Here is an 11494-nt window from a genome sequence, read left to right on the forward strand (position 1 = left end):
GTGTCGGCGGGTCGGGTCGGGCGGTGAGGCGGTCAGGCGGTCGTTCGGGTCACGAGAGGAGGGCGGTCACGGCCTTCGCCGCGTTCGCCACCGCCTCCTCGACCGAGATCCGCCCGGCGGCGGCAGCGCTCAGCTCCTTGCCGACGGCGTCCTGCATCTCCTGCTGCCGCTCGACGACGGGCGGGAGGACGGTGGCGTCGAGGGAGTCGAAGACGGCCTGCCGGTTCGCGGGCTTGCCGGCGTCGAGGTAGGCCTTCAGCTTGGCCTCGTCGGCGACGGGCGGCAGCTCCCAGCTGGTCTCGAGCCGCTTGGCGACCATCTCGTCGGAGGCGGTGAGGAAGGCGATCCACCGCTGCGCGGCGGTCTGGTTCGCACTCTTGGCGTTGACGACGGCCCCGTTGGTGAACATCGCCGAGGCCTTCTTCGTGTCACCCGGCTCGACGACGACGTCCCACTCGAAGGGGGCGTCGGCCATCCCGGAGAACATCCAGATCCCGGTGTGCCACATGGCGAGCTTGCCGCCCTTGAACAGCTTCGAGTCGAAGTCGGGCGTCCCGGCGCCGTCGGCCTCGGTCGGCATCGTGGTGCCCGACTTGCCGACGAGCCACTCGGCGGCCTTGCGGCCCGCCTCGGAGTCGAACGCCGCCGCCTTCTTGTCCGTGCTGAGGAACTCGCCACCGGCCTGCGCGACCGCCTTGTAGTACTCGAAGAACGAGATCGGCTGGTAGTCGCCCCAGACGCCGGCCTTCTCGTCGGTGAGCTTCTCGGCGGCGGCCTTCTCGTCGGCCCAGGTCCAGTCGGCCGTCGGGAGGGCGACGCCGGCCTTCTCGAACAGGTCCTTGTTGTAGAACAGGACGACGTTGGAGAACGACTCGGGCAGGCCGTACTGCGTGCCGTCGACCGAGAACGCCTCGAGCAGCGAGGGCTTGTATCCGCTCGCGTCGACGTCCTTGAGCGGGGCGAGAGAGCCGTTCGAGGAGTACGTCACGAAGTTCTCGTAGTTGAGCTCGAACGCGTCGGCGGCGGTGCCACCGGCGACGGCGGTCTGGAGCTTGGTGAAGTAGTCGTCGTAGGGGGTCGTCTCGATCTGGACCTTGACGTCGGGGTTGGCCTTCTCGAAGGCCAACTTGATGGCGTCGAGGTCCTTCTCGTGCCCGCCGTTGGCGGAGAAGTTCATGTAGCGGACGGTGACGGGCCCGCCGGACGCCGCGGCGTCGTCGGTCCGGGTCGCCGAGCCCTGGGCGCATGCCCCGAGGGCGAGGGTCAGAGCGAGGACGGCAGGCGCGACGCTGCGCCTGGTGGTGGTGCGCATGGATGGTTCCTTTCGGGGGTGGGTGCGAGGGGACGCGGTGGGGGTCACTTGATGCCCGTGTGGGCGACGCCGGCGATGACGTGCCGCTGGGCGAGGAGGTAGACAACGGCGATCGGGACGATCGAGAACACCGACCCGGCCATGACGACGTCCCACTCCGTGGTGAACTGCCCGTTGAGGGTGGCCAGGCCGAGGGGAAGGGTCATGAACTCGGGCGAGCGGATGATGACGAGCGGCCAGAGGAAGCCGTTCCAGCTCGCCATGAAGGCGAAGACGGCCACGGTGGCGAGCGCCGGGCGGATCAGCGGAAGGATGACCTGCAGGAAGATCCGCAGGTGGCTCGCGCCGTCGATCGTCGCGGCCTCGTCGAGCTCGCGGGGCACCGACTCGACGGCCTGCTTGAGGAGGAAGACCCCAAACGCCGAGGCGATGCTCGGTGCCAGCAGACCGGCGTAGGTGTCCTGCAGCTCGAGCGTCCTCATCTCGATGAAGAGCGGCACGACGAGCACCTGCAGCGGGACCATGAGCGTCGCCAGGTAGAGCCCGAACACGACGCTGCGTCCGCGGAACTCCAGCCGGGCGAAGGCGTAGGCGGCCATCGCGCCGGTGACGAGCTGCAGGGCGGTCGAGACGACGGCCACCCACAGCGAGTTGAGGACGATCCGCCACATCGGGAGGGTGTCCAACAGGGTCCGGTACGCGTCGAGGGTGGGGTTCTCGACGAGGAGCGTCGGGCCGCCCGCCAGGCTGCCCTCGGGCGTCACGGACGTGACGACGGTCCAGAGGAACGGGAAGAGCATGACGGCGGCACCCGCCGCGAGCAGGACGTGGGCGAGGACCCGGGCGGGGCGGGGCCTCCGGCGACGGACCCCCGGGCGAGGGCGGGCGACGGCCTCGTGACCGCTCGAGTGGGCGTCGTGGGGTGCGCCGGGACGACGGTAGAGGAGGTCAGGCATGGTGCACCCACCGGCGCTGGCCGCGGATCTGGACCGCGGTGATCGCGAGGATGACGGCGAAGAGCAGCCACGACAGCGCGCTCGCCTCGCCGGCCCGCCCGTAGCGGAAGGTCAGGTCGTACACCTGGCCCACGACCACCTGGCTCGACCCGCTGGGTCCGCCACCCGTCATGACGTAGACCTGGTCGAAGACCTGGAACCCGTTGATGAGGCTGATGACGACGACGAAGAAGGTCGAGGGCGACAGCAGCGGCAGCGTGATCCGCCAGAACCGCTGCCACGCGTTGGCGCCGTCGGCCCGCGCCGCCTCGAGGACGTCCGCCGGGATGGCCTGGAGCCCGGCCAGCATGATGACCATGACGAAGCCGAGGTCCTTCCACGCCGAGCTGAGGATGACCGCCGGCAGGGCCCAGACGGGGTCGGTCCACCACCCGGGCTGCGGCAGCCCGACCACGCCGAGCATGGCGTTGACGAGGCCGTTCGTGGGGTTGAGCAGCCACTTCCAGACGAGGGCGACGACGACCCAGCTTGTGACGACCGGCAGGAAGAACGCCGCGCGGAACATGCTGCGCCCGCGCAGCCGCTGGTTGAGCGCCAGGGCCAGCCCGAGCCCGCCGGCGTAGACGAGCGGCAGGTAGCCCGCGCAGTAGAGCAGCGTGTTGCGGAACACGGTGCGCGTCGTCGGGTCGGTGAGGAGCGAGCGGTAGTTCTCGAGGCCGACCCACTCCATCGGCGAGATGAGGTTCCACGAGTGCAGTGACACCCAGGCCGAGCCGACCATCGGGACGACGGTGAACATCACGAGCGGGACGGCGCTGGGTGCGAGGAAGAGGAGGACCCAGCCGCGGTTCCTCCAGCGGGATCCCCGCGGGCCGCCGCTGCGCGGCCCGGTGCGCGGCCGGGTGCCCCGCCCGGTGCCCCGGCCGGTCTTGCGGAGGGCTTCGACGACGCTCACGACGGCACCCCGTTGGTCTGGAGGCGCGCCCGGACGAGCTCGCCCTCCCGGCCCGTCGAGGCCGCGTCGAACGGCGAGGCGAGGACGAGCGACGCGGCCCCGACGGCCCACTGGTCTTCGCTCCACGGCTCGACGAGCACCTGCACGCCACGCCGGGCGGGCATGAGGTGCCGGCGGAAGGCCGCGTCGAACGCACCCTCCCAGTGCGGCCACTCGTCGATGCCCTCGCCGAGGAGGACGACGACCTCCGGGTCGAGGAGGTGGACGGCGCCGGCGAGGGCCCGGCCGAGGAGGGCCCCGGCGTCGGCGTAGACGGCCAGTGCGGCGGGGTCGCCGGCGTCTGCGGCGCGGACGAGCGTGCGCAGGGAGCCGCGCGGGCCGACGACACCGGCCTCCCGCGCCGCCGCGAGCAGACCGGCCTCACCGACGAAGCCCTCGAGGCAGCCGCGGTTCCCGCAGCCACAGGGCGGGCCGTCGACGGCGACCGGGGTGTGGCCGAACTCGCCCGCACCGCCGTGGGCCCCGCGGCTGACGGCGCCGTTCTGGACGATGCCGAGCCCGATGCCACGGCCGATGGTCACGACGAGGAAGTTCTCGTGGCTGCGGCCGGTGCCGTAGAGGATCTCGGCGGCCGCGAGGGTGTTGACGTCGTTGTCGACGAGCACGGGGACGTCGAGGACCTGGCGCAGCTGCGGGCCGACCGGCAGCCGGTTCCAGCCGAGGGTCGGGGCGTCGACGATGCCGGAGGCCTGGGCATCGACCGCACCGGGCAGGCCGACGCCGACCCCGAGCAGGGGCCCGTCGTGGGCCCGGACCGCCTCGCCGAGCACCGAGGTGATCTGGTCGAGCGCCCGGTCACCGCTCGCGTCGAGGTCGACGTACGCGGAGTCGCGAACCGCCCCGTCGAGGCCGACCGAGACGATGCGGACGTGGTCGGCGGTGACCTTGGCGCCGATGGCGCCACCCGCGGCGTCGACGAGGCCGAGGAGGCGGGCCGGCCGTCCTCCGAGGCTCGGCACCGACTCGAGCTCGGTGATGAGCGAGCGGCTGAGGAGGTCCTTCGTCGTCTGCGTCACCGTCGCCGGGCTCACGCCGAGCACGCGGGCGATGTCGGCGCGCGAGGACGGGCCCCGGGTCCCGAGGAGGCCGAGCACGGCGGCGCGGACCAGGTCACCCCGGTTCGTCTGGGAAGGCCGTGACACCGTCGTTCACCCGCTTAGTTCGGCAGTAAATTTAGACACAAATTAACTGCTGCTGCCGCCGGCGTCAAGCCCTTCGGGACGACGTCTCCGGCGGACCGCCCCGGGGTGGCCGCTTGACCGTCGTCACAGGCAGGTGAGCGCTCGCTTACCCGCCGGTAGGCTGCGCTCCATGTCCGTGACGCTCGCGCCCGTCGTCGTGCCCGCCGTGGGACCCGCCCTCAGCGGGGCGGTCCTCCCCGTCCCGGACGAACGGTTCGGGGGGCTGGGCGCGGTCCAGGTGGTCGCGCTCGTCGTGTGCACCGTGGTCCCGCTCGTCGGGTGGGCGCTGCTGTTCCGGCAGGTCGGCCGCTTCGTCGCGCTGTACCGCCTGGGCCGGCCGGACACGACGCGCACCGACGCACCGGCCGCGCGGACGTGGACCCTCGCCAAGGAGTTCCTCGGCCACACGCGGATGTCCCGGCTGAAGGTCGTCGCGGCCGCGCACTGGTTCACCGCGCTGGCCTTCCTCATCCTGTTCACGACGCTGATCAACGCGTTCTTCCAGCTGGTCCAGCCCGACTACCGGCTGCCCGTCATCGGCCACTTCGCGCCGTTCGAGTGGGTCGTCGAGCTGTTCGCCTGGACGGGCCTGGTCGGCATCGTCGTCCTCATGGCGATCCGCCAGAAGGAGCACCCGCGCTCGGCCGCCGGTGAGGGCGGGCGCCGCTCGCGGTTCTTCGGGTCGACGTTCTGGCAGGCGTACTACGTCGAGGCCACGATCCTGTTCGTCACGATCTGCATCCTGGCCCTGCGCGGCCTCGAGGCGGCGATCGTCACCCGGCTGGAGCCGGACACCTCGCTGGCGCTGCACTTCCCCCTGACCGGCTGGATGGCGGGGCTGTGGTCCGGGGCGTCGCTGCCGGGGCTGGCGACCTGGGTGTACGTCGTGGCGACGGTGAAGATCCTCATCTCCTTCGCGTGGATGATCACGATCGCCCTGCAGCCGACGATGGGTGTCGCCTGGCACCGCTTCCTCGCCTTCCCGAACATCTGGTTCAAGCGGGAGGCCTCCGGCCGCACCGCGCTGGGCACCGTGCGCCCGCTCACCGTGGGCGGCGAGCCGTTCACGCTCGACGCGCTCGAGGAGATGGAGGAGGGCGAGCGCCTCGGCGTCGGGGCGGTCGAGGACTTCACGTGGAAGGGCCTGCTCGACTTCTCCACCTGCACCGAGTGCGGCCGCTGCCAGTCGCAGTGCCCGGCGTGGAACACCGAGAAGCCGCTCTCGCCCAAGCTGTTGATGATGACGCTGCGCGACCACGCCGACGCCAAGGCGCCCTACCTCAGGGCCCTCGCCGAGCACGCGGGCGACAGCGACAAGGCTCTCGCCACCGTCGCGGCGCGGCAGCCCGCCCCCGACGCGACGCACGGGCTGGAGGGCGCAGCGACGTCGAAGACGGTCTCGTGGCCCGAGGTCTCGCTCGTCGGCGACACCGGCTATGACATCACCGCGCCGCTGACCGCCTACAACCCGCACGGCCCCGACGCCGTCATCGACGCCGACGTCCTGTGGTCCTGCACGACGTGCGGGGCGTGCGTCGAGCAGTGCCCCGTCGACATCGAGCACGTCGACCACATCGTCGACATGCGCCGCTACGCCACGCTCATCGAGTCGGCGTTCCCCTCCGAGCTCGGCGGGCTGTTCAAGAACCTCGAGGGCAAGGGCAACCCGTGGGGCATGGGTGCCCGGGCCCGGCTCGACTGGGCCAAGGACCTCCCGTTCCCCGTCAAGGTGCTCGGCCAGGACGTCGAGAAGGCCTCGGACGTCGAGTGGCTGTTCTGGGTCGGCTGCGCCGGCGCGTACGAGGACCGCGCGAAGAAGACCACCCGCGCCGTGGCCGAGCTCCTCGACACCGCCGGGGTCTCGTTCGCCGTCCTCGGCGACGGCGAGACCTGCACCGGTGACTCCGCCCGCCGCGCCGGCAACGAGCTGCTCTTCCAGACCCTCGCGGCACAGAACGTCGAGACGTTCGGGGAGTTCGGCGTCACGAAGGTCGTCGTCACCTGCGCCCACTGCTTCAACACGATCAAGAACGAGTACCCGGCCGTCGGCGGCTCGTACGAGGTCGTCCACCACACCCAGCTGCTCAACCGGCTCGTCCGCGAGAAGAAGCTGACCCCGGTCGCCCGTCCGGCCGACGTGCCGGGGATGTCGACCGCTCGCAACGCCGCCTCGACCGCCGCGACCGTGACCTACCACGACCCCTGCTACCTCGGACGGCACAACCACGTGTACGCCCCGCCGCGCGAGCTCATCGGCGCCCTTCCCGGGGTCGAGCTGCGCGAGATGCCGCGCTCGGGCGAGAAGTCGTTCTGCTGCGGCGCCGGCGGCGCCCGGATGTGGATGGAGGAGAAGCTCGGCACCCGGATCAACACCAGCCGGACCGACGAGGCCGTCGCCACCGGCGCCGAGCGCATCGCCATCGGGTGCCCGTTCTGCCGCGTCATGATCTCCGACGGACTGACCGCCAAGCAGGCCACCGGCGAGGCGGAGGACGTCGAGGTCGTCGACGTCGCCCAGATGCTCCTCGCCGCCGTCCGCCGCAGCCAGGAGGTCGAGGAAGAGGAGGCGCCGGTCGCAGACCAGCCGGCAGCCACCCAGCCGGCAGTTCCGGTGGCCGCGACCGCGGCGGCGACCACGGCACCGGTTGCTGCCGCGGCCCCCAGGGACGACATCGACCAAGAGGGCGGTGGTGCCCCTGCGGCAAACGACGCCGCCGACACCGACCCCTGGGACGACACCCCCACCGCGGCCGCACCGGCACCGACCACGACCGCAGCACCCGCAACCGACGAGGCCGACCCGTGGGACGAGCCCGCACCGACCACGACCGCCCCCGCAACCGACGAGGCCGACCCGTGGGACGAGCCCGCGCCGACCACGGCCGCAGCACCCGCGCCGGAGCCCGCCGCCGAGAACGTCGACCCCTCGGGCGCCGAGCCGGACCCCTGGGACGAGCCGCCGGCCGTCGAGGACACCACGGCCGGGCGCTCCGAGGGAGAGCCGTCCGAGGAGAAGGTCAGAGCGGACGCGGCGGCATCCACCGACGACGTCGACCCTTGGGACGAGCCGGCCGGTGCAGCCGCACCGGCCCCGGCGCCCGCGCCTGGGTCGGTGGATCCCACGGACGAGCCCGCCCGGAAGCCGGCAGCATCAGCCGGGGACGCCAAGGGCGACCCCGCGCTGCTCGACGAACCCGACCCCTGGGACTGACCTCGCCCCGGCACCGTCAACCCGCTGGATCGATCGATCAAGCGGGTTGACGAAGTCAGGCAGGGGTCGACGGTCGGGGCGGGGTCCCGGCCCCACCCGCCGCAGGCACGACGTGGGCCCCGGCGCAGTACGCGCCGGGGCCCACGTCATCGGTTCGGGCGGGCCGCACCGGCCCGCGGAAGGGAGGCCGTCAGGCGAGGCCGTTGGCCTTGAGGAACGCCTCGGCCACGGCCTTGGGGTCCTTCTTGTCGATGTCGGTCTCCTTGAGCAGTCCGGCGATGACCTCGGTGGTCAGCTTCGCCGACACGGCGTCGAGGACGGGCTTGACCTGGTCGGCCTTGTCGGCGCGCACGAGCGGCACGATGTTCTGCGACCCGAAGAGCTTCTTGGTGTCCTCGAGCTGGACGAAGCCATTGGCCGCGATGTTCGGGTCCGTGGAGAAGATGTTCGCCGCCTGGACCTGGCCGTTCTTCAGCGCCTGGACGATGCCCTGGCCGGTGAGCGGGCGGAACGACTTGAACGTCACGCCGTAGGTCTTCTCGAGGCCGGGGATGCCCTGCGGGCGCTCCTTGAACTCCGGCGGCGCCGACAGGGTGAGCTCACCGGCGACGGCCTTGAGGTCCTCGATGGTCGCGAGCTTGTACTTCTCCGCGGTCTCCTTGGTGACGACGATCGAGTCGTTGTCCTCGGCGGCCGACTTCTCGAGCACCTTGAGGGTGTCCGGGATGACCTCCTGGACGTGGGTGTAGACCTCCTCCGGGTCGGTGCCGGTGTAGTCCTTGTCGTAGTAGAACGCGAGGGCGCCGGTGTACTCGGGGAAGACCTGCACCGAGTTGTCCTCGAGCGCGCGCAGGTACACCTCGCGCGAGCCGATGTTGGGCTTGGTCGTCGCGTCGATCCCCTTGGCGCGCAGGGCGCCGGCGTAGATCTCCGCGAGGAGCGTGGACTCGGAGAAGTTGGCGCCGCCGACGACGATCGACCCGCCGCCGCCTCCGGCGCTCGCGGTGCCGGAGGGGGTGTCGGAGGCCAGCGGGTCGCCCCCGCTGCCGCAGGCGGTGAGCCCGATGATCGAGGCCGCTGCGATGGCGGTGGCGAAGGTTCTGCGCTTCATGGGAGTTGGTCCCTTCCTGGGGGGGCGCGGGGCTGGCGGTGGTGCGGGGTCGGGGTCGGTGCTGGGGGTCGGGTCGGTGCTGCGGTGGAGCGTCCGGGGTCAGGCGGGTGCGCGGACGGTGGCCGCCGCGCTGTCGCCCTCAACCTCCGGCCGCGACGAATCCTTCCCCCGGCCACCGACACGGTTCCCGCCGGACAGCCCGGGCGAGACGACCCGGCGCTGGAGCAGGGCGAGGAGGGCGTCGAGGACGAGCGCGAGCACCGCGACGAGCAGGGCTCCCCCGGCGGCCCGCCCGTAGTCGGACAGGGCGATCCCGTCGATGAGGTACCGCCCCAGCCCACCGAGGCCGATGTACGAGGCGATGGTGGCCGTGGCCACGACCTGCAGGACGGCGGAGCGCACCCCGGAGAACAGGAGCGGGAGGGCGTTGGGGACCTCCACCTGCCACAGGACCTGGGAGCCCGTCATCCCGACGCCCTTGGCCGCGTCCCGCGCCGCGGGCTCGACGGCCTCGACCCCCGCATAGGTGCCGGCGAGCAGCGGCGGCACCGCGAGGAGGACGAGGACGAGGACGCTCGGCACGGTGAAGGCGAGGTCGCCGCCGATGCGCGGGAAGAGCACCAGGGCCGCGGCGAAGAGCAGACCGAGGGTCGGCACCGCACGCAACGAGTTCGCCACGGAGACCAGCCACCGGGCGTGACCGGTGTGACCGACCCACAGCCCGAGAGGGATCGCCACGGCCGCGGCGACGAGGAGGGTCACCGCCGTGTAGCCGAGGTGCTCGAGGAGCCGCCCGGGGATGCCGTCCTCACCGGTCCACGAGGCGGGGTCGGTGAACCACGCGAGGAGTGCGGCGATCATGCGCGCCCTCCCTGGGCCGCCCGCCACGGCGTCAGCACCCGGGTGAGCGCGACGATGACGGCGTCGAAGAGCAGGGCGAGCAGCACGCACGCGGCGATCCCGGTGAGCAGCTCGCCCCAGATGACCCGCTGGTACCCGTCGACGAGGAGGTCGCCGAGCTGCGGCACCCCGAGCAGGGACGCCACCGAGATGATGCTGACGTTGCTCACCGCGGCCACCCGCAGCCCGGCGGCGATGACCGGCACCGCCAGGGGCAGCTCGACGCCGAACAGCCGCCGGATGCCGCGGTAGCCCATCGCCGTCGCGGCCTGCTCGATGTGGTCGGGGACGGCGCGGAGGCCGTCGGCGACCGTGCGCACGAGCAGCGCGACGGTGTAGATCGTCATCGCGACGACGACGTTGACGGGGTCGAGGATCTTGGTGCCGAGCAGGCCCGGCATGATGACGAAGAGGGCCAGCGAGGGGATCGTGTAGAGCAGCCCGGTCGAGGTGAGGATCGGGGGGTACGAGCGCGGCCAGCGCTTCGCGGCCCAGCCGAGCGGGAGCGACGCGACGAGGCCGAGGAGCAGCGGGACGCCCGCCAGCCACACGTGCGCGACCGCGAGGTCGAGGACGGTGCGCCAGTTGTCGGCCAGCCAGGTCACGAGCCCTGGGCCTCCGCGGCGACCCACGCGGCCCCGCCGCGCACCGGGTCGTCCTCGTCGCGCTCGGGACGGTCGGCCTCCTCGATGGCGGTGAGCACCTCGTGCGCGAGGACGGTGCCGCACAGGGCGCCGCTGTCGTCGACGACGACCCCGCGACGGCTCGGCGAGGACAGGGCGGCATCGAGCGCCCCACGGAGGGAACCGTGCTCGCGGGCGACGGTGCCCCCGCGGTGGAGGTCGTCGCGGGCGACCTCGCGGGTGCCGATGCGCGCCGGCTCGACCCAGCCGAGGGGATGGCGCTCGTCGTCGACGACGAGGAGCCACGCGGCGGTGGACGAGGGGACCTCGCCGATGACGACGGTCGGCTCGGACCGCAGCGGCAGCCGCGGGGCCTGCTGGAACTGCAGCGCCCGGTAGCCCCGGTCGCGCCCCACGAAGTCGGCGACGAAGTCGTCGGCCGGGTGGGCGAGCAGGTAGGAGGGTTCGGCGACCTGCGCCAGACGCCCCCCGACCCGCAGCACCGCCACCTGGTCGCCGAGCTTGATCGCCTCGTCGATGTCGTGGGTGACGAAGACGATCGTCTTGCCGAGCTCGCCCTGCAGGCGCAGGAACTCGTCCTGGAGCTGGTCGCGCACGACGGGGTCGACGGCCGAGAACGGCTCGTCCATGAGCATGACCGGCGGGTCGGCGGCGAGCGCACGCGCCACCCCGACCCGCTGCTGCTGGCCCCCGGACAGCTGGGCGGGGTACCGACCACCCAGCTGGGGGGCGAGCCCGACGCGCTCGAGCAGCTCGGCGGACCGGTCGCGGACCCGCTTCCGGTCCCACCCGAGGAGCCGGGGCACGGTGCCGATGTTGTCGAGGACGGTGCGGTGCGGGAACAGTCCCGCGTGCTGGATGACGTAGCCGATGCCGCGGCGCAGCTCGGCCTCGTCCATCCGCCCGGTGTCCTGCCCGTCGAGGGTGATGGTGCCGCGGGTCGGCTCGATCATCCGGTTGACCATGCGCAGGCTCGTGGTCTTGCCGCACCCGGACGGGCCGACGAGCACGGTGATCCTGCCCGTGGGCGCCGTGAGCGTCAGCTCGTCGACCGCGGTCGTCCCGTCCGGGAACTGCTTGGTCACGGCATCGAACCGGATCATGCCTGGCCCCCTCGGAGGTCGACGACGTGCGATCCAACCTAGCGGACACCTCCGACGGCGC

Annotated in this window: 9 protein-coding genes; 1 reads left to right on the forward strand and 8 read right to left on the reverse strand. The window is 72.3% G+C overall.

Features of this window, described 5'->3' with window-relative positions:
- Positions 1 to 49: 49 nt before the first annotated feature.
- The 4 genes from ACK8HX_RS03965 to ACK8HX_RS03980 are packed head-to-tail and all read right to left on the reverse strand — an operon-like array spanning position 50 to position 4425.
- Positions 50 to 1312, reverse strand: a complete 1263-nt coding sequence (locus ACK8HX_RS03965) for an ABC transporter substrate-binding protein (protein WP_411939364.1) — start codon at positions 1310 to 1312, stop codon at positions 50 to 52.
- 44 nt (positions 1313 to 1356) lie between these two features.
- Entirely contained in the window at positions 1357 to 2268 is a 912-nt protein-coding gene (locus tag ACK8HX_RS03970) for a carbohydrate ABC transporter permease (protein WP_411939365.1), read from the reverse strand.
- A complete protein-coding gene (locus ACK8HX_RS03975; protein WP_411939366.1) occupies positions 2261 to 3223 on the reverse strand; it encodes a carbohydrate ABC transporter permease in 963 nt (320 codons plus the stop codon). Before ACK8HX_RS03975 ends, ACK8HX_RS03970 begins: the two co-directional genes overlap by 8 nt.
- Entirely contained in the window at positions 3220 to 4425 is a 1206-nt protein-coding gene (locus ACK8HX_RS03980; RefSeq protein ID WP_411939367.1) for an ROK family transcriptional regulator, read from the reverse strand. Before ACK8HX_RS03980 ends, ACK8HX_RS03975 begins: the two co-directional genes overlap by 4 nt.
- A gap of 262 nt (positions 4426 to 4687) precedes the next feature.
- Here ACK8HX_RS03980 and ACK8HX_RS03985 point away from each other — a divergent pair, with 262 nt between their 5' ends.
- Entirely contained in the window at positions 4688 to 7675 is a 2988-nt protein-coding gene (locus tag ACK8HX_RS03985; RefSeq protein WP_411939883.1) for a (Fe-S)-binding protein, read from the forward strand.
- Positions 7676 to 7865: 190 nt separating this feature from the next.
- Here the strand turns inward: ACK8HX_RS03985 and ACK8HX_RS03990 are convergent, their stop codons facing one another.
- The 4 genes from ACK8HX_RS03990 to ACK8HX_RS04005 form a co-directional block, all read right to left on the reverse strand.
- On the reverse strand, positions 7866 to 8786 hold the full coding sequence (locus tag ACK8HX_RS03990) for an ABC transporter substrate-binding protein (RefSeq protein ID WP_411939368.1): 921 nt from the start codon (positions 8784 to 8786) through the stop codon (positions 7866 to 7868).
- A 99-nt stretch (positions 8787 to 8885) separates the two neighbouring features.
- Positions 8886 to 9647: an ABC transporter permease gene (locus ACK8HX_RS03995; protein ID WP_411939369.1), complete on the reverse strand. Its 762-nt coding sequence runs from the start codon at positions 9645 to 9647 to the stop codon at positions 8886 to 8888.
- Positions 9644 to 10291, reverse strand: a complete 648-nt coding sequence (locus ACK8HX_RS04000; RefSeq protein ID WP_411939370.1) for an ABC transporter permease — start codon at positions 10289 to 10291, stop codon at positions 9644 to 9646. Before ACK8HX_RS04000 ends, ACK8HX_RS03995 begins: the two co-directional genes overlap by 4 nt.
- Positions 10288 to 11433 carry an ABC transporter ATP-binding protein gene (locus tag ACK8HX_RS04005; protein WP_411939371.1) on the reverse strand — a complete coding sequence of 382 codons (1146 nt, stop codon included), beginning with the start codon at positions 11431 to 11433 and terminating at the stop codon, positions 10288 to 10290. Before ACK8HX_RS04005 ends, ACK8HX_RS04000 begins: the two co-directional genes overlap by 4 nt.
- Positions 11434 to 11494: the final 61 nt, after the last annotated feature.

Origin of the sequence: Oryzobacter faecalis, assembly GCF_046764005.1 — a bacterium.
Classification (GTDB): domain Bacteria; phylum Actinomycetota; class Actinomycetes; order Actinomycetales; family Dermatophilaceae; genus Oryzobacter; species Oryzobacter faecalis.